The organism is Pyxidicoccus sp. MSG2 (genome assembly GCF_026626705.1).
GTDB lineage: Bacteria > Myxococcota > Myxococcia > Myxococcales > Myxococcaceae > Myxococcus.
On record NZ_JAPNKC010000001.1, the window covers coordinates 4,608,120 to 4,626,828 of the forward strand.

Genomic DNA, 18,709 nt, shown 5'->3' on the forward strand with positions numbered 1-18,709 from the left:
TCTGTCAGCACGAAGCCGCTGAGGTTCGAGGCCTACGAAGAGAACGCGGGTTCCATCTTCCGGGACTTCGTGGGGGCCGCGACCTGGAAGTGCAGCCGGCCTTCGGCATCCTCGGTGAGCCACCGGTTCCGGCGCGCCAGTTCCAGCAACTCCGTCACATCGAAATCAGAGGGCAGGTCTGCGAGGAACCGCACTCGAACCTCCGCGACAGCCCGCAGCAGATCACGCACCTCGGTGAAGGACCGGCCGTTCAGTGGCTCGAAGAAGCGATATGCGTCGAACACGAGCAGTCTCCTGAGGTCGCGAACGAAATAACGGTAGTGCCTCGATTCCATCGCGTCTAGCGGCACCGGAGGCATTCCGTGCACTGACGGGCGCTGCAACTTCTCGCTGCTGGAAGGCCCTGCACTTCACGTACGAAGGAACTCATCCAGCACGCCGTCCGCATCCAGCGTGTGGTTGCTCGCGAGCACGAACGCGTGCAGGTGTGGCTCCTCCTTCCAGGCTTCCCGAAGGCCACGGATGATGGATGAAAGACTCGCGGCAGGTTGCAGGCCCCGCTCCGTCCGGATGAGAACGAGGCTGTCGTCATCGGGGGAAACACCCTCGGGCCGGGTTTCACGCTTGAAGGTCTTGAACGGGGTGAACTTGTGGCGCAGGAGCAGCACGCCGCGTCCGGCAAGCCTGTTCATGGTGGCACCGACCCGCTCCTTGGCATCCGGGTCCTCCAGGAGCTGATTGAGCCGCAGGACCTTCTCACGAGCGACGTTGCCCTTCCGCTTCCACAGACTTCGAAGGGTGGCCGAGCGGTTGAGCACCAGGTCGAGGCTGGCGACCAGCAGGGGCTCGCTCGCGGAGCGGCGCAGCTCGCGGAGTGCCTGCCACCAGAAGGCATCGTCGAATGTAGCGAACTGATTGAGTGCCGCGCGAACGCCTTCATCGTCCTTCACTCTTGCGGCGAAGATGGCTCCAATGGCGTTGACCAGCTCCAGGCCTGCTGGCCGCTTCAAGACTTCGAGAGATGCGTAGCGAAAGGCGGCTCCGGCCTGTGCGTTCTTGTGGTGGCGCACCATTGCCAGATTGCTCCGTGACAGGAAGAACGTTTCGAGCGCGCTCAGGCCCGCCTCGCGTATCGCCGTCGTGAAGCCGAGGTTGGAGTCCCTGACAAGGACGAGATTTCCGACCAGCCGCTCCAGGTCATAGGCCGCGAACTCGAAGCCCAGCGCCCTCCCATCGCGCAGCAGGTAGTCCCCTCTGTCCGCGTCCACCTCGCCATCGACGAGAGAATGCAGCCAGTGCAACACGTTGGCCTTTGGCAGGACCTTCTGTTCGTACGGCGGCTGCATGTCGAGAATGTCGCGAGCGAGTTGGTAGACCGCGCGGACGCCCGGGCCGGTCTGCGGATCGACGAGGTTGTCCAGCACCAGCTTCGCCAACTGGTGGCCGATGGCTTCGTGCGCAGGGAGGCCACTCTCCAGCAGCGCCTTGACTCCCATGTGTAGCGACTCCCCCGGAGACGCCTGCCGTTTCGCGTTCTGCGCGAAGGCGTCCAGCGCGAACTCCAGGTCGTGACTGAAGGGGAGGTGGCCAAGATCGTGAAAAAGAGCCGCGAGGCGCAGCCCTGCCTCCGCGAACGCGAGCACGCGGCGCCGCTTGCGCTCTTCTTCGGCGAAGCGTTGGCCCGGAAATGCCGCGCGTGACGCCAGGAGCCCGCCCTCCCCTGAGAGGGGAGCCAGGAGCGAATCCATGTCCGCGGGCTTGATATGCCGGAAGGCATCGAGCCCCTCGACTTCCTCGAAGAGTGCATCCGCGACTGCTGCTTCTGCGTTTTCGAGGCTCGCAACGAGGAAGCGTGACGCCAAGTGCATTGCGCCCAGGCTGTGGACGAACCGCGAAGTCCTGGCCTCGGGGAAGACCAGGTGCGCGAGCCCTGTCTGGAGGACGTGGCGCAACCGCTGCGTGATGGGATGGTCCACGATGACGCGCTCGTGTGACGCGATGCGGACATAACCGTGGATGGGGTCGCGAATGACGAACGACTTGGGTGCGCCAGACATCTGGGTGTCCCCCCTCTCTGCCAAGGACAGAGGCTAGGACATCTTGGGTAGGGTGCACCAGACCCTACCTTGTGTTTCTGCATCCAGGGCAGGAACGAGGAAATCCCGCGGCCCGGCAGCCTATCGCTCCTCGCCACTCCAGTAGTCCACTTCGGCCGACAGGGGCAGGATGGCGGACAGCGTGCGCGCCGCCTTGTCGCCTCCCGGGGCCGCGCCCGCGAAGAGAACCACCTTCTTCGAGTCCGGATACACGGTGATGTCCGGCTCCACCATGGTGGAGAACGCGAGGTAGCGCAGTACCTCCGTGCCGTCATTCACGAGCTGGTGCGCGCCCTCGGGGCCGATGGGCAGCGCCACGTAGTCACCCGCCTTCACCGCGACGGTGTCCTCGCCGATGCGCAACCGGCCGGTGCCGGAGAGGATGAAGTACGCCTCCTCGTTGGCCGTGTGGAAGTGGCGCGGCCACGCGTGCTTGCCGGGAGGCAGCTCCATCATGCTGCACCCCAGCTTGCGGCCCTTCGCGGCGGCGCCGAGCTGCTTGCGGCGGTAGGACACCGTCGGGCCGTGCGTGACTTCGTTCCAGGGGACTTCCAGCTCATGGACGACGTGCGGGTGGGAGGACATGGCGTGGGCTCCTTGCTGTGGACGGCGCGTATCTCAGGGACGCGTCGCCATCAGGGCGAAGATGCGGTGGGGAATGGACAGGGGCTCCTGCGGGAAGCGCTCGGCGAGCAGGGCCGCGAAGGTGGTGTCGAAGCGCGCCACCGCGGAGGCCGGGAGGGACGCGCCCACCCGGGCGTTGGCGCGGATGCGGCCCCGCCAGGACTCGTGGGTGTAGGGCACCGTCACATCGAAGGTGAAGGACTCCAGCTGGGTGAAGCCCGCGTCGGCGACGTCGCGGAACCACTGCGGGTAGAGGCCGATGCCCTGGCCGTAGGACAGGTACGTCGGCGGCGGGCCGGGGTTGAAGGCGTCGATGAGGGACTCGGTGGCCTCGACGACGCTGCCAGCGGGGGCCAGCCAGTCGTTGTGGGCGATGACGAGCCGCCCGCCCGGAACGAGCAGCCGTGCGGCCTCGCGCGCGGCGGAGGGACGGTCGAACCAGTGCCAGCACTGCCCGGCGACGACGAGGTCGTACGCCTCCGACGGCAGGCCGGTGCGCTCGGCGGGAGCCTGGTGGAAGTCGATGCGCAGGCCCGCCTCGGTGGCGAGCCCTCGCGCGGACTCCAGCATGGGCGCGGACACGTCGAGCGCGGTGACGGTGCAGCCCTTGCGCGCCAGTCCCCGGGCGATGGTGCCGGTGCCCGTGCCCACGTCCACCGCGCGCACGCCGGGCCGGAGGAGTCCCTCGCGGGCGAGCCGCTCGAAGAAGGCGTCCGGGAAGCCGGCGCGGTGTCTGGCGTAGTCGGAAGACGTGCGTCCGAAGTCCACCTGCATGACAGGGCTCCTCTCCACGCGCCGGGCCGGGGTGGCCCGGGCCACGGGCGCGCACGTGTCGACAACGTATCCAGTCGAGTCGACAATGGGCGCCGTGGAGGCGTGTGAGACATGAGTAGGCGCAAGGGCGGTCGCTCTCAATCTCGATTCGACCATCAACGTGAGGAGGAGCTGCTGCCGGCGGCGGCGGCAGCGGCGCTGCTGGGGGTGAAGCGGGCGACGCTCTACACGTACGTGAGCCGGGGGCTCGTGCGCTGCGTGCCCGAGCGGGGGACGAAGGAGAACCGCTATGTGCGCGCGGACCTGGAGCGGCTGAAGGCACGGCACGACGCGCGGGCGGGGCACGCGGCGGTGGCCTCGGGGGCGCTGCGGTGGGGCGAGCCGGTCATCGACTCGTCGGTGTCACAGATAGGCGGCGAAGACCTGGTGTACCGGGGGCACTCGGCGGTGGCGCTGGCGGTGGAGGGGCGCGGCTTCGAGGACGTGGCGGAGCTGCTGTGGTCGGGGACGTTGCCGGCCCATGCGGCACGGTGGCCGGCGCCGGAGCTGGCCTTCCCGCCGTCGGAGCTGACGCGGCTGCTGCCGAAGGGCACGCCTCCGGTGGCGGCGCTGGCGGCGCTGGTGCCGCTGCTGGGAGCGAGAGACCCGGTGCGCTTCGCGGCGCCGCCCGAGGGGGAGAAGGCGCGAGCGCGGCGGCTGTTGCGCCAACTGGCGGCATGGGTGTGCGTGGCTTCGGCGCCGGGCCGGGTGGCGAGGGCGCTGAAGGAGGAGACGGTGGCGGCGTCCCTCGCGACGGCGTGGAGCACGGGCGTGAAGCGCGCGCCGGAGTCGATCAACCGGGCGCTGGTGCTGCTGGCGGACCATGAGCTGAACGCATCCACCTTCACCGCGCGGGTGACGGCGTCTTCGGGCGCGGACCTGTACGCGTGCGTGAGCGCGGCGCTGGCGGCACTGTCCGGGCCGAAGCACGGCGGGGCGTGTGACAGGGTGGAGGCACTGCTGGCGGAGGTGGGCAGGCCTGAGCGTGCGGCGGAGGTGGTGTACGAGCGGCTGCGGCGCGGCGAGTCGGTGCCGGGCTTCGGACACACGCTGTACCCCGATGGAGACCCGAGGACGCCGCCGATACTGGAGGCGGCACTGTCGGTGCGGCCGGAGTCTCCCCGCGTCCGGGTGGCGAGCGCGGTGCAGGCGGTGATGCGCGAGGCGGGGCATCCGCCTCCGTCGGTGGACCTGGGGCTCGTCATGCTGGCGGAAGCACTGGGCCTGCCACCGGGGAGCGCGGCCACACTCTTCGCGGTGGGACGTGCGGCGGGCTGGGTGGCTCACGTGCTGGAGCAGCGCGAGCAGGGCCACCTCTTGCGCCCTCGGGCCCGCTACGTGGAGCCCGCGCCAGCGGCATCCGCTGGGAGGGGCACACCCTAGAAACACCCGGGCCCCACCCAGATGGCTCATGCCACCCGAGCGGGGCCCGAGAAGCGCCTCACCGGCAACTCCCGGTGAGGCGCTGACCTTCCGTGCGTCGTGCTACCGCGACGCCGTCTTCTGGAAGCCGGGGTCGGCGGCAATCTCCAGCCGGCCGATGCCGAAGCCGCTGCTGCCGACCACGTCATCCCCCAGCTTGTTGCGCAGCAGGCCCTTGAAGCGCCCGCCCAGGTTGGCACCGTCGAACACCACGCCCGACTCGGCGCCCGGCGCTAGCTCCAGCTTGAGCTGGTACAGGACGCTGCCCGTGGGAATGGCCGTGTCCGTCGTCACCGCACCCGAGCCGGCGGCCTTCTGGCTGAGGCCGCTGGTCAGCACTCCCGCCATCGGACCACTCGACGGCAGCACCGCCGCCACCGCCGGCACCGACGCGCCCGCCGACAGGATGGCACCCGCGGTGATGGCACCCTGCGCCGCCAGCCGCACCTTCGTCGCGTCCACCGGCAGGTTGAAGCCCACGCCGTAGCCGCTCAGGTCCTCGGCGGCCACCACGTCCAGCACCAGCTGCGTGTTCGTGGAGGCCGGATTGCGCATCAGCCGGATGCGCCCGCCCGCCGGGTCCGTGTACGCCAGCGTCGCGCCGTACACGTCGAACGCGCTGGAATCGGCACCCACCAGCGAGGCCGCCGACGCCGCCAGCACGTAGCCCTGGCCGGAGCGGTCCACCGTGAGGTCCGTGAAGCGCGCCACACCGGACTGCGCCGCCACCGTCACCGTGCCACCGAGCACCGCGCCATTCGCGTTGCCCAGCGCCAGCGAGACGGCCGCCTGCGACGTCGCCGTGTTGCCGAACGCGTCCACCAGGCGCACCGCCACCGCGTTCAGCGGCAGCCCATTGGGCGTCGAGCGCGGCTGCGCGGAGAACTCCACGCGCGTGGGCGCGCCGCCGACGATGGCGAACGGAGCGCTCGTCGCGGGCGTCAGCGCGCCCAGCCGGGCCTTCAGCGTGTAGCCCTGCCCGGCCTTCTGCAGCACCAGGTCCGGGAAGGTCGCCACGCCACCCGACACCGCCGCCGTCAGCGTGCCGCGCAGCGTGTCACCGCCGGGGTTCGCGCCCAGCGCCAGCGTCACGTCACCGCTGCCGCTCGTCGCGTTGCCGAACCGGTCCGTCACCCGCACCTGTACCGCCGGGCCCATCGCCGAGCCCGCCGGCGTCGTCGCCGCCACCGGGGCGAAGGCAATCGCGGACGCCGCCGCCGGAGTGACGGTGACGGGCCGCGAGTAGACGACGTACAGCGCGGTGAACGCGGCGTTGTACGCCACGAACACCATCTCCGTGTCGCCCACCTTGTCCAGCGACAGCCCCGGGAAGGTGGCCACGCCGTTGACGGAGTCCACCTCGCGGGTGCCGCCCACCGACGCGCCGTGCGGGTTGTTGTCGGGGTCCACCGCGGCGGACACCGTCTCACCCGCCGAGCCGAAGCTCGACACCCGGTTGCCGTACGCGTCCTGCGCCTCCACGATGATGGTGCTCATGGGCGCACCGGCCACCACCGTCGCCGGAGGCTGCGTCGTCACCCCCAGCTGGGCCATGGCCCCGGCCGTCACGTTGAACGCGGTGCTGGCCGCCGTCAGGCTGCCCACGGCCGCCTCCAGCGTATAGCCCGTGCCCGCCTTGCGCACGCCCAGGCCGGTGAACTGCACCAGGCCGTTGACCGCGTTGCGCGACACCGTGCCCGACAGCGAGGCCCCCGTCGGGTTGTTGGCCAGCCGCAGCGTCACCGTGGCGCTCGAGGACGCCCGGTTGCCCAGCGAGTCGCGGAGCTCCACCTGCACGACGGGGCTGAAGTCGTTGCCCGCCGTGACGCTCCCCGGGTTCGTCAGGAACGCGAGGCTCGTCACCGCCGACGCCACGTTGAACGTGTTGCTCGTCGCCGCGGGCACGGCGCCCAGGGTCGCCGACAGCGTGTAGCCGGTGCCCGCCTGGGTGACTGACAGGCCCGCGAAGGTCGCCACGCCATTGGAGAGCGCCACCGAGGTGGTGCCCGTCAGCGAGCCTCCACCCGGGTTGGCACCCAGCGCGAGGCTCACATTGCCGGAGGTGTTGGTGGTCCGGTTGCCGAACGCATCCGAGGCCGCCACCTGCACTGCCGGGGTGATGGGGTCACCCGCCGCGATGTTGCTCGGCTGCTGGAGGAAGGCCAGCGAGGCCGGAGCCGCGTGGACGATGTCGAACGCACCGCTCTCCGCCGCCGGCAGGGCGCCCGACGTGGCGCGCAGCGTGTAGCCCGCCGCGGCCTTCTGGATGTTCACCGCGGTGAAGCGAGCCACGCCCGCCACCGCGGCCACCGTCACGGTGCCGCCCAGCGTACCGCCGCCGGGGTTGGCGCCCAGCGCCAGCGTCACCGAGGCGCTGGAGTTCGCCACGTTGCCGTACGCGTCGGACAGCGTCACCTCGAAGGCCGCCAGGGACTGCCCCGCGACGCCATTCGTGGGCTGGCTGCTGAAGGCCAGCGAGGCCGCCGCCGCCGGAGCGATGTCGAACGAGGCGCTCGTCGCGTCGGACAGCCCGTCCGCCGTGGCGCGCAGCGAGTAGCCCGTGCCCGCCTTCTCCAGGCGCACCGCGCCGAAGGTGGCCACGCCCGCCACGGCCGACTCCGTCACCGTCCCCAGCAGCACACCGCCCGCGGGGTTGGTGGCCAGCGCCACCGTGACGCTCGCCGTGGAGGCCGTGAGGTTGTCGAACCCGTCCAGGATGGACACGCGCATGCCCGGGTTCAGGGCCGCACCCGCGGTGCCGTTGGACGGCTCGCGGGTGACGACCAGCTTCGCCGCTGCCGCCGCGGAGATGGCGAACGTGCTGCTCGTCGCCTCCGGGAGCGAACCAGAAGTGGCCTTCAGCGTGTAACCCGTGCCGGCCTTCTGCACGTGGACCGCGGAGAAGCGGGCCACGCCATTGACGGCCGCGACGGTCACGGTGCCACCGAGCACCGCACCCGCGCCGCCCTCCAGCGCCAGCGTCACGTTGTCCGTGGACGGCACCGTGTTGCCGAACGCATCACGGATGGTGACTTCGACGGCCGGGGCCAGCGCTTCGCCCGCCACCGCGTTGGACGGCTGAGCGGTGAAGGCCAGTGCCGCCGCCGCCGCGGACGCCACGTCGAACGTGACACTCGCCACGGACTCCAGCTGCCCGGACGTCACCACCAGGGTGTAGTCCAGAGCCGCCACGTTGATGGACAGGTTGGAGAACGTCGCAAGGCCCGCCACCGCGGCCACCGAGAGCGTGCCATGCAGCATCGTGCTGCCCGGGTTGGCCCCCAGCGCCACGGCCACCGTCGCGGTGGAGGCAGCCCGGTTGCCATACGCGTCCAGCAGCTCCACCTGCACCGCCGGGGAGATGGCCTCACCCGCCGTGCTCGCACCCGGCCCCGTCACGTAGGCCAGCCGCGCCGCCGCCGCCGGGGTGATGGCGAACGTGCTGCTCGTCGCCTCCGGGAGCGAGCCGGAAGTGGCCTTCAGCGTGTAGCCCGTGCCGGCCTTCTGCACGTGGACCGCGGAGAAGCGGGCCACGCCATTGACGGCCGCGACGGTCACGGTGCCACCGAGCACCGCACCCGCGCCGCCCGCCAACGCCAGCGTCACGTTGTCCGTGGACGGCACCGTGTTGCCGAACGCGTCGCGAATGGTGACTTCGATGGCCGGAGCCAGCACCTCGCCCGCCACCGCGTTGGACGGCTGACCGGTGAAGACCAGCGCCGCCGCCGCCGCGGGCGCCACGTCGAACGTGCCGCTCGTCACGGCCGCCAGCTGTCCGGAGGTGACTTCCAGGGTGTAGCCCCGGGCCGCCACGTCGATGGACAGGTCGGCGAACGTCGCCAGGCCCGCCACCGCGGCCACCGAGGGCGTGCCATGCAGCGTCGTGCTGCCCGGGTTGGCCTTCAGCGCCACGGCCACCGTCGCGGTGGAGGCAGCGCGGTTGCCGTAGGCGTCCTGCAGCTCCACCTGAACCGAGGGGGAGATGGCCGCACCCGCCGTGGCCGCGCCGGGCCCCGTCACGTAGGCCAGTCGCGCCGCCGCCGCCGGGGTGATGGCGAAGGCGGAGGAGTCCACCGCCGCCAGCGCGCCGAAGGTGGCCTTCAGCGTGTAGCCCGTGCCGGCCTTCTGGATGCTCAGCGCATCGAAGGTCGCCACGCCGTTGGCCACCGCCACGGAGGCCGTGCCGCCCAGGGTGGCGCCATTGCCGGCCACCAGCTCCAGGGAGACATTGCCCTCGGCCTTCTTCGCCACCTTGCCGCGCGAGTCGAGCACCGTCACCCGCACCGACGCCAGGGCGGAGCCCGCCACCGTGGAGTCCGCCGGCTGCGTGGTGAAGCTCACGCTGGCCGGCACGCCGGGCCGCACGTTGAAGGTCGCGGACTTCACCCCGAACGAGCCCGAGGAGAAGGCCAGCACGTAGCCCTGACCGTCCTCGTCGATGGTCAGCTCGTTGAAGGTGGCCACGCCGGCCACCGTCTGCGCGCGGGTGTTGCCGGACAGCGTGGCACCCGTGGTGCCGCCCTCCAGCGCCACCGTCACCGTGGACACTTCCTCGGGGATGTTGCCGTAGGCGTCGTGCAAGGTGACGGCCACCGGCGAGAGCACCCCGCCGACATCCACGTCCGTGGGGACGCTGGTGAGCGCCATCACGGAGGCGGGAGCCGGGCGCACCGTGAAGGCCGCGCTGGCCGCCGTCTGCGAGCCCATCTGCGCCGACAGCTTCATGCCGGCGGCGGCCTTCGCCACGGAGAGGCTGGTGAAGTGCGTCACGCCTTGGTTGAGCGTCGCGCGGGTGGCGCCTTCGAGACTGGCCCCTTCGGGAGCACCCGTCAGCGTCAACTGCACCGTCCCACCGCGGTCGGTGAGGACGTTGCCGCTGGCGTCGACGAGGGCCACTTCGACATCCCCGAGCTTCTCACCCGCCCGGACCGAACCGGGCTGGGTGCGGAAGACCAGGGTGGCCTCCGCGGGCTGGGGCTTCGGGTCGTCACCGCAGGCGGTCGCGAACAGCGCCGCGAGCAACGTGAGACCGACAGCAATGCGCTGGGTCACGAGATTGCGCTCCAAGAGGAACGAATGAGGAGAAGAGGACGCGCGCATGCTCATGGCCGCCCTCCGTAGCGGGTGAGGAGCTTGCTCAGGTCCTGCTCGTCCACCGCGTTGGCGGTGCCGACGAGGTCCTGGTTCCAGTCGTAGTAGGGCTTCGCCACGGTGGCCGGGGTGGTGCCCAGGCGGTTGGCCGTGGCCAGCAGGTCCACGAAGTCGAGCTGACCGTTGCGGTCGTAGTCACCGTTGCCGGCCACACCGCGCTCGGCGGTGGCGGACGGGTAGATTTCCCACATGCCGCGGCCGAAGGTGGAGACGCGCAGCAGGCCGCCCGTGCGGCCGACGAACATGTCCGTCACCTTCACCAGCGGCAGGCCCGCGCCGTAGCGCTCCCACGTGGCCCCCTGGTTGAGGGACCGGTACACGCCCAGGTCCGTGCCCGCGAAGAGCGTCTGGTTGGTGGTGTCCGACAGGTCGAAGCGCACCACGTTGACCGGCACGTCCGGCAGGTCGCCGGTGATGTTCTGCCACGTCGTGCCGCGGTTGCGCGTGAGGAACACGCGGCCCACGCCCGGCGCCAGGGTGCCGCTCGGCGCCACGCTGGACCCCACGAACATGTCGCCCGGGGTGATGCCGGTGTGGTTCGGCGGGAAGTCCACGCTGCTGGTGAAGGTGGGGAACTCGGTGCCTTCGACGGTGCCGTTGCCGTTGAGGTCCACGCCCATCAGGTTCGTCTGCGTCCACGTGCAGGACGCGGCCGGCGTGTCCAGCGTGCAGCCGGACATGATGCGGAAGCGCCCGCCCGAGGCCGCGACGCCGTAGAGGCCGTCCACCGTGGCGGAGACGCCCAGGGCGCGCACCTGGTTGCTGGTGATGCACGCGCCCAGGTGCTGCCACTGGCGGCGGTCCGTGCCGACCGGCGTACCCACCAGACGGAAGACGCCGAAGGTGGTGCCGGTGATGGCCGCCGGCCGGTTGCCGGAGCGGACGGCCATGACCTTGGTGAGGAACGTCGTGGCATCACCGGCGCAGCCGCCGGTGGCCGCGGTGGTGGGCGGTATCAACGTCCGCCACGTGCCGGAGATGCCCTGGTTGCAGCCGTTGGTGGAGGCGTCGTCCGGGTCGCACCAGCGGGTGGAGCTGTACTGCACCGAGCCCCAGTAGATGCTGTCCTCGCCCACGCGGGACGCGGCCACGCCGATGCCGTCGCCGCCGATGACCTGGTTGAAGGTGGTGGGCGAGCTCGCCGTGTCGCGGAAGCGCGTGCCGTTGTCCTGCAGGCCCGCGAAGGCGACGAACTGGTTGCCCGCGGCCGGGTCACCCGACGCGACGTTGTACATCAGGTGCGTCGCCAGGCCCCGGTTGGGGAAGCGCCACGTCACCGTCTCCTGGTTGATCTTGCCGGGGTTGAAGACGTTGGTGGACGTGAAGAGGCCACCGTCGCTGCCCGCCAGCACCATGTAGCCGGTGGGCGTGCGCAGCACCTGCGTCACGTGCCAGTCCGCGTGGACGTACGGCAGCAGGCCGTCGTCCGTCGTCGAGCCGTCCGTGTACGTGGGCAGCCAGTGCGACACCGCCTCCCAGATGGGCTGGTTGGACAGGCCGTTGATGGTGCGCAGGCCGCAGTAGGTGCCGCCGAGGATGACGCGGTTGTCGTCACCCGGGTCCACCGCGACGGTGGAGTTGTACCAGGCCTGCCCGTTGTGCACGTTGACGCTCACGCACTGGGAGGTGTCCAGGAACGTCATGTTGCGAATCTGGCCGTTACCCTGGCCATTGCCGGACACGTCCTGCCACGTGTTGCCCGCGTCCAGGGAGCGCCAGATGCCCGCGCCATCGGCGACGCTGGAGCGCTTGCCCGTCAGCGCGAACAGCACCGTGCGCGTCGCGTCCTCCGGCGCCGTGCCCGAGGCCAGGGCGATGTGGCTGACGTCCGTCAGCGTGGCCGGGTTGTTGTCGAAGTCCGGCAGCCCGTTGGCCACCAGGCGCGAGGACCAGGTCAGGCCCGCGTCCGTGCTCACCCAGATGTCGCCCTGCACCGCCGTGGAGGCCGTCGGCGCCGCCCCGGTGGGAGTCGCATAGGCCGTCCCGCTGATGGCCCAGCGGCTCACGCCGTTCACCTGGCCGGTGTACGCGATGGTCCACACGGTGTCCGGCGTCTGCGTGCCGGCGTTGGGCAGGTCCAGCAACTGGAAGGACGCGCCCGAGTCGGTGGAGCGGTACAGGCCCGCCTCCGTGCCCACCAGGAGGATGTTGGGCGCGCTCGGGTCCACCTTCATGGCGCGCACGCGCAGCGCCCGCACCGTCAGCCCGCCCGAGCCGGCCGGGTACGTGCCGGACAGCGCCACCGGCGTGCCCCAGCTCGAACCGCCATTGGTGGTCTTCACCACCTGGCCACCGGGCAGGTCCGTGAAGTCACCCAGGCCCAGGTACAGCGTGTCCGGGTCCTGCGGGTCCATGGCCATGTCACCCACGGCGAGGTTGCCCAGCGTCTCCGTCACCGGGTGCCACGTCGGGTCCGGCGCGAAGAAGTCGTGCGTCTTCCACACGCCGCCGCCGGAGGTGGAGATGTACGCGACGTTCTGGTCTCTCGGGTCCACCGCGATGTTGGTGAGACGGCCGGAGTCCACCTGCGTGTAGAGCGTGCCGTTGTATTGGAACTTCGCGTCCGTGGGCCCCAGGTTCACCCAGGAGTTGGCGCTCTGCCCCAGCCCCTTCAGGCCCGGTGCGCGCGGCATCAGGTGCGCCCAGCGCTCCGACTCGGCGCGGGCCTCGGCCAGCAGCGTGTCCGTGCCCTGCGCGGTGGGGATGCCCCAGTAGGCCTTGTGGGCCATCCAGCGGGCGAAGGCATCGTCGATGTCCTCTTCGCGGTAGGAGTCCTCGAAGAGCTCTTCCTCGACTTCGGCCTTCAGCTGCGGGGGTGCATCTTCACCGGGCTGCTGCATGAAGTCCTCGAAGCGCAGACGGCGCTGCTCCTCGGCCCACGTGCGATACGCACGTACGGACGCGGGAGCCGCCAACGCCAGGACACCAGCACCAACAGCCATGGAGACGACAACTCGTCTTCGCATGTGCAAGCGGATCTCTCCAGAGAGACAGGTTTACGGGGTGTGCAGGGGGGGATGGGTACGCAGGGTAGCGGGACACACACCCTTACAGTCAAATCGTGAAAACTCGGTGCGACTGTCGGACAAGCGGTTCGACAGGCCGCGGCGTCACGGGGAGACTCCCGCGCCGTGGACCCTCGACGCTCGCAACCCCGGCTCGCCCTGCTGTCCCTGCTGGGCAACATCTCCCTGGTCGCCTCGTGGGCCGTGCTGCTGACGCGACCCGCGGGCTGGCAGGTGGTGGGCCCGGTGCTGCTCGTCGGCTTCCTCGTCCTGCGCGTGGGTGGGGCGTGGTTCTACGCGTTGCGCCAGTCCGGAGGCTCCACCGTCGCGCGCCGCACGGCCCTCTTCACCACCGCGCTCGCGCTGGTGGCGGTGGGCCTGTGGGTCTTCACGCTGCTGCGCGGGCCGGGCCGGCTCTGAAACGCAGCGCGGGCGCCCCCTGGTGGGAAGCGCCCGCGTGGATGAAGCAGTCTCGCGTGAGGGGCTACACGTTGAAGCGGAAGTGCATGCAGTCGCCGTCCTGGACGACGTACTCCTTGCCTTCCACGCGCAGCATGCCCTTCTCCTTCACGGCAGACTCACTGCCCAGCTTCACCAGGTCCTCCCAGCGCATGACCTCGGCCTTGATGAAGCCGCGCTCGAAGTCCGAGTGGATGACGCCGGCCGCCTGCGGGGCCTTGTAGCCCTTCTGGATGGTCCACGCGCGGCACTCCTGCTCGCCCACCGTGAAGTACGTCCACAGACCCAGCAGCTTGTAGCCCTCGCGCGCTATCTTGTGCAGGCCCGGCTCCTTGAGGCCCGCGCTCTCCAGGAAGCCCGCGCGCTCCTCCTCGGGGAGCTGCTGGATTTCGGACTCCATGGCGGCGGCGAGCACCACCACCTCGGCGCCCTCCTGCTTCGCCATCTCCCGCACGGCCTGCACGTGCTTGTTGGAGTCCTCCTTGCCAATCTCCGACTCGCCGATGTTGGCCACGTACAGCACCGGCTTGTCGGTGAGCAGGAAGAGGTCGCGGATGACGGCGCGCTCGTCTTCCGTCAGCTTCTGCGCGCGCACCGTGGTGCCCGCGTCCAGGCCCGCCTTCACGCGGTCCAGCAGCGCGAGCTCGGCCTTCGCCTCGTCGCCCGCCTTGCCGCCGACCTTGGTGTTCTTCTGGGTGCGCTCGCGGCGCTTCTCCACCGTCTCCAGGTCCTTGAGGCACAGCTCCGTGTCGACGACGTCCCGGTCCCTCACCGGATTCACCCCACCCTCGACGTGGGTGACGTTGTCGTCCTCGAAGCAGCGCAGCACGTGGAGCACCGCGTTCACCTGGCGGATGTTGCCCAGGAACTGATTGCCCAGTCCCTCGCCCTTGGAGGCGCCGCGCACCAGGCCGGCGATGTCCACGAACTCGAGCGAGGTGGGAATCTTCTTGAGCGGCTTGATGAGCGCCGTGAGCTTGTCCAGCCGGTCATCCGGCACGGGCACCACGCCCACGTTGGGCTCGATGGTGCAGAAGGGGTAGTTGGCCGCCTGCGCTCCCGCGGCCGACAGCGCGTTGAACAGGGTGGACTTGCCCACGTTGGGGAGCCCGACGATGCCGATGGATAGAGCCATGGTGATTCCCTGGAACGCGCGCGCCGGGGGGCGCGCTTCCCCGAACTAGGCGGTGCGACTGACAGGGCCGTTGCCGCCCAGCGGCAGGCCCTGCACGAACTGGTCGGCCAGCGCGCGGTGCTTGCTGTCGTCCAGGCGCTCGTTGATGAGCTTGCCGGCCACCTCAATCGACAGGTCCACCGCCATGGCGCGGACCTCGGCGATGGCCTTCGTCTTCTGCTCCTCAATCTCGCGGCGGGCGCTGAGCTTCAGCTCCTCGGCCTCCTTGCGGCTCTTGGCCATCAGCTCCTCGCGGAACTTCTCCATCTCCGCCTGGATGCGGCGGGTGTCCTCGGCGGCCTGGCGACGGGCCTCGGCGATGGCCGTCTTCTGGTCGGCGAGCAGCTTCTCCGCCTCGGCGCGCTCACGCTTGGCGCTCTCGACGGCGTTGGCAATCTGCTTCTCGCGCTCCTGCACCAGCTGCAGGATGGGCCCCCACGCCTTCCAGCGCAGGACGAAGAAGACGATGACGAAGGTGACCAGGGTCCAGAAGATGAGGCCCGGTTGGACCGACACGAAGCTGCTGGCGGCGAGGACAGGGGGCAGGAGCATGGCAGGTGTCCGGCGTGAGGGAGGGAGGGTGCGAAATCGACGGGGACTGCGACCGGCGAAAGCCGGCACCCGCGATGGACACCCGCGGGTACCGGCCTCGAGTCCGGTGAAGCTTCGGACTGCGCTCGCCCTTAGGAGGCCTTGGTGGCGAGCAGGATGCAGACGACCAGCGCGAACAGCGTGGCGCCTTCGATGAGGGCCGCGGCGATGATCATGGTGGTGCGGATGTCACCACCGGCGGCCGGCTGACGGCCCGTGGCGTCCATGGCGGCGGCGGCGAGCTTACCGATGCCGAGGCCGGCGCCGATGATGGAGAGGCCAGCGCCGATACCGGCGGAGAGGAAGGCGAGAGCGAGGTTCGTCATGGGAGCACTTCTGCTTTCGTAGGTGATGACCCGCTTGTGGGGGGGTCGGTTTCATCCCTTTGGGACTACCTCCAGCGGCCTTTCGAACCGCCGGGTCTTCAACGCGGGGCGCCTGAGAGCGCGCGCCTCGCCAACTCGTCAGTGGTGGGCGCCGCCGTGGTCGTGGCTGGCGCCACCCTCGTGGCCGTGGTCATCGTGCCCGTGGTGGCCCATGGCGACACCCATGCCGATGAACAGCGCGGACAGCATCGTGAAGACGTACGCCTGCACGAAGGCCACGAACAGCTCCAGCAGGTAGATGGCGAAGGCGAAGGGCACGCTCACCGCGGCAACCCCGGGGTGGCCGAGGATGAAGATGAGGCCCAGGAGGAAGAAGAGGACGACGTGGCCCGCCAGCATGTTGGCGAACAGACGCATCGTGAGGGCGAAGGGCTTGGTGAACAGGCCCAGGATTTCCACCGGAATCATGATGGGCCACAGCCACGGGGCCACACCGCCGGTCAGGTGCTTGAGGTAGCCGCCGATGCCCGCCGCGCGGATGCTGGCCACCTGGGTGACGATGAAGGTGCACACCGCCAGGGCCAGCGTGACGGCGATGTTGCCGGTGGCCGTGGACATCCAGGGCACCAGGCCCAGCAGGTTCATGAAGAGGATGAAGAAGAACGCCGTCAGGAGGTACGGCACGTAGCGCGGGCCCTCCTCCTTGCCGATGTTCTTGATGGCCAGCTCGTCGCGCACGAAGAGCACCAGCATCTCGATGAGGTTGGCGCCCGTGCCGCGCGGCACCAGCTTCGTCTTGTCGCGGTTGCTCCAGACGAGCATGGTGATGAGCAGCAGGGCCGCCGACGCGAACATGAACACCGTGTGCTTGGTGAGGGACAGGTCCAGACAGCCCGACATGAGGCCCGGCATCACCTCGCCGTGGTCCGTCATCGTCGGCGTGCACGCGCCGTCATGGAAGGGGATGAGGAGGGTGGGCAGCGTCCCCAGGTGGATGGGCTGGCCCAGGGGGACCTCAATCTCCATCTCCCGCGAGTCGGTGACGTGGTGGAGGATGTACCCCGGCACGTCTTCACCGTGCTCACCGGCAGCGGCGGCATCGTGCCCACCGGCGGCGGCGCCGTGCTCTCCAACGCCGGCCTCACCGTGCTCCGGAGAGGCCCACGCCACGGCCGCGAACAGACTGGCGACCAGCACCATTGCCTTGCGCATCACTCGTCTCCGCCCGCCGCGCCCTTGGACGCGGCTATCACGTGGCTCACTTCAATCAACTGCAGCGCGAAGTAGACGCCGAAGAAACCGGCGACGAATGGCAACGCCGCCATTCCCCGCGACATCACGCCCACCAACCCCGCCAGCACACTCACGGCCCTGAGGCCGAACACCACACCCACCACCTTCAGCGCGGCGTTGAGGTCCTTCCGCACCGCCCGCCGGTTCAGCAGCAGCGCCACCACTCCGCTGACCGCCGCCAACCCCACACCCCACAGCGCGGAGACCTTGTCCTCCACCAGCTTCGGCAGCAGCGCGGCGACTGCCACGCCTACCACCACCACGCCCGCCTCCAACCCCGCGTGGAACCCGAAGGAGTCCTTCCCAGCGCCCTTCGCCGTCACTTCCGCTTCCCCAGTCGGGCCATCTCCCGGAGGAATCCGTAGAAGCCCACGCAAATCCCCAACAGGCTCAGTCCCACCAGCAGCCACGGCCCCGTCCCCAGCCACTTGTCCAGCCAGTAGCCGCCCAACACACCCACCACCGCGCCACCCGTCAGCTTCCACACCGCCGCGATGTAGGGCTCCGCGGCCCTCATCTGGCGCGCCGTCTCGCCCAGCTCGCTGCCGTCCGAAGCCGGCTTGTCTTCCCGGGGCTCCTTCTCCGCCATTCGGACGCCTCCCCAAACCCCGGGAAAACCTCGGGTTTCCAGCCGCCACCCGACCCCGTCCCCAGCACGCGCGGGCGCCGCTTAGCACCGAATGCGCGGCACACGCAACCGGTACCGTCCAGGCCTGGACACCGGCCCACAGCGGCGATTGCGGCATCCGGAAGCTGCGCTATCGCGATCTGCCCGAGCAGGGGAGAAAACCCCCGCCCCACCGCCTGGTGTGCCGATGGGAGGGCAGGCCTGAAGCGCCCCGCCCCCTGTCCGCCATCCAGGCCCGGGGAGTCGTATGGGCCCCCATCAAGGAGGGCGCAGGGGCAGGCCGCTCCGTCTCCCTGGCAGCCGGGGCTCCAGCGCTTGCACCGTCGCTCCTCGTCGCCCGGGGACGCGCGTCGCCAGCTTGCTCATGCACATCCCATCCGTATCTCGGAGGACTCCATGCCGAAGCCCCTCGCGCTCACGTCCCCCCGCTTCAAGGACGGAGACCTCATCCCCATCGCCTACACGGGCGAGGGCGATGACCTCTCCCCACCCCTGCAGTGGTCGAACCCGCCGGCCGGGACGAAGAGCCTGGCGCTCATCGTGGAGGACCCGGACGCGCCGGACCCGCAGAACCCACAGATGACCTGGTCCCACTGGGTCCTCTACAACATCCCTCCCGGGGCGCAGGCGCTGCCCGAGGGCGCCACCCCGGACGTGCTCCCCGCGGGCGCGCGCCAGGGGATGAACGACTGGAAGCGCCAGGGCTACGGCGGCCCCATGCCGCCGGTGGGCCGCCACCGCTACTACTTCCGGCTGTACGCGCTGGACACCGTGCTGCCGGACCTGGGCCGCACCTCGCGCCTGGACCTGCTGGACGCCATGGATGGCCACATCCTCGGCGAGGCGGAGCTCATCGGCCTGTACCAGAAGGTCCACCACCGCGGCGCGGAGTACCACGCGGGCGGCGCGCCTCGCTGAAGCCCGCGACGTGCGCAACGGCCCTCGCGCCCCGTCTTGCCGACGGGGCGCGCCGGCCGCTGCCCGGAGCCCGCCTCGCCGGAGGTGGCCCGCTGACACGTGCCGGCCCCGCCGTTCTAGTGGGAAGCCCTGAGGAGAGGGCCCTTGCTGTGGGCTGGTGGGCGAAGTGATGGGGTCACCCCTACCCCCCGACTTGAAAGCAGTGGAAG

15 protein-coding genes are annotated in these 18,709 nt (G+C 70.2%); 3 read left to right on the forward strand and 12 right to left on the reverse strand.

Going from position 1 to position 18,709, the window contains the following annotated elements; translation table 11 throughout:
• Positions 1-32: 32 nt before the first annotated feature.
• The 4 genes from OV427_RS17665 to OV427_RS17680 form a co-directional block, all read right to left on the reverse strand.
• A complete protein-coding gene (locus OV427_RS17665; RefSeq protein WP_267857294.1) occupies positions 33-284 on the reverse strand; it encodes a hypothetical protein in 252 nt (83 codons plus the stop codon).
• Positions 285-410: 126 nt separating this feature from the next.
• Positions 411-2,057: an HD domain-containing protein gene (locus OV427_RS17670; protein ID WP_267857295.1), complete on the reverse strand. Its 1,647-nt coding sequence runs from the start codon at positions 2,055-2,057 to the stop codon at positions 411-413.
• Between the two features lie 120 nt (positions 2,058-2,177).
• A complete protein-coding gene (locus tag OV427_RS17675; protein WP_267857296.1) occupies positions 2,178-2,681 on the reverse strand; it encodes a cupin domain-containing protein in 504 nt (167 codons plus the stop codon).
• Positions 2,682-2,714: 33 nt separating this feature from the next.
• Entirely contained in the window at positions 2,715-3,494 is a 780-nt protein-coding gene (locus tag OV427_RS17680; protein WP_267857297.1) for a class I SAM-dependent methyltransferase, read from the reverse strand.
• Positions 3,495-3,605: 111 nt separating this feature from the next.
• Here OV427_RS17680 and OV427_RS17685 point away from each other — a divergent pair, with 111 nt between their 5' ends.
• A complete protein-coding gene (locus OV427_RS17685; RefSeq protein ID WP_267857298.1) occupies positions 3,606-4,916 on the forward strand; it encodes a citrate synthase in 1,311 nt (436 codons plus the stop codon).
• 102 nt (positions 4,917-5,018) lie between these two features.
• Here OV427_RS17685 and OV427_RS17690 read toward each other — a convergent pair whose 3' ends face one another.
• Positions 5,019-10,007: a beta strand repeat-containing protein gene (locus OV427_RS17690; protein ID WP_267857299.1), complete on the reverse strand. Its 4,989-nt coding sequence runs from the start codon at positions 10,005-10,007 to the stop codon at positions 5,019-5,021.
• Positions 10,008-10,057: 50 nt separating this feature from the next.
• The gene (locus tag OV427_RS17695; RefSeq protein ID WP_267857300.1) at positions 10,058-13,072 is read right to left on the reverse strand and encodes a hypothetical protein; all 3,015 of its coding nucleotides are present in this window, start codon (positions 13,070-13,072) and stop codon (positions 10,058-10,060) included.
• Positions 13,073-13,237: 165 nt separating this feature from the next.
• On the opposite strand from OV427_RS17695, the gene OV427_RS17700 reads away from it, so the two are divergent.
• Positions 13,238-13,531, forward strand: a complete 294-nt coding sequence (locus OV427_RS17700; RefSeq protein WP_267857301.1) for a hypothetical protein — start codon at positions 13,238-13,240, stop codon at positions 13,529-13,531.
• A 64-nt stretch (positions 13,532-13,595) separates the two neighbouring features.
• Here the strand turns inward: OV427_RS17700 and ychF are convergent, their stop codons facing one another.
• From ychF to OV427_RS17730, 6 genes are all read right to left on the reverse strand, one after another.
• Positions 13,596-14,705, reverse strand: a complete 1,110-nt coding sequence (gene ychF / locus OV427_RS17705) for a redox-regulated ATPase YchF (protein WP_267857302.1) — start codon at positions 14,703-14,705, stop codon at positions 13,596-13,598.
• A 45-nt stretch (positions 14,706-14,750) separates the two neighbouring features.
• A complete protein-coding gene (gene atpF, locus OV427_RS17710) occupies positions 14,751-15,296 on the reverse strand; it encodes a F0F1 ATP synthase subunit B (protein WP_267857303.1) in 546 nt (181 codons plus the stop codon).
• A gap of 131 nt (positions 15,297-15,427) precedes the next feature.
• On the reverse strand, positions 15,428-15,661 hold the full coding sequence (locus tag OV427_RS17715) for an ATP synthase F0 subunit C (RefSeq protein ID WP_164001014.1): 234 nt from the start codon (positions 15,659-15,661) through the stop codon (positions 15,428-15,430).
• Between the two features lie 138 nt (positions 15,662-15,799).
• The gene (atpB, locus tag OV427_RS17720; RefSeq protein ID WP_267857304.1) at positions 15,800-16,873 is read right to left on the reverse strand and encodes a F0F1 ATP synthase subunit A; all 1,074 of its coding nucleotides are present in this window, start codon (positions 16,871-16,873) and stop codon (positions 15,800-15,802) included.
• Positions 16,873-17,277 carry a hypothetical protein gene (locus tag OV427_RS17725; RefSeq protein WP_267857305.1) on the reverse strand — a complete coding sequence of 135 codons (405 nt, stop codon included), beginning with the start codon at positions 17,275-17,277 and terminating at the stop codon, positions 16,873-16,875. Before OV427_RS17725 ends, atpB begins: the two co-directional genes overlap by 1 nt.
• Complete coding sequence (locus OV427_RS17730) at positions 17,274-17,543, reverse strand: AtpZ/AtpI family protein (RefSeq protein WP_267857306.1); 270 nt, start codon at positions 17,541-17,543, stop codon at positions 17,274-17,276. The genes OV427_RS17725 and OV427_RS17730 overlap by 4 nt, the downstream gene beginning before the upstream one ends.
• Before the next feature lie 435 nt (positions 17,544-17,978).
• Between OV427_RS17730 and OV427_RS17735 the strand changes: the two genes are divergently transcribed.
• Entirely contained in the window at positions 17,979-18,500 is a 522-nt protein-coding gene (locus OV427_RS17735) for a YbhB/YbcL family Raf kinase inhibitor-like protein (RefSeq protein WP_267857307.1), read from the forward strand.
• Positions 18,501-18,709 lie beyond the last annotated feature (209 nt).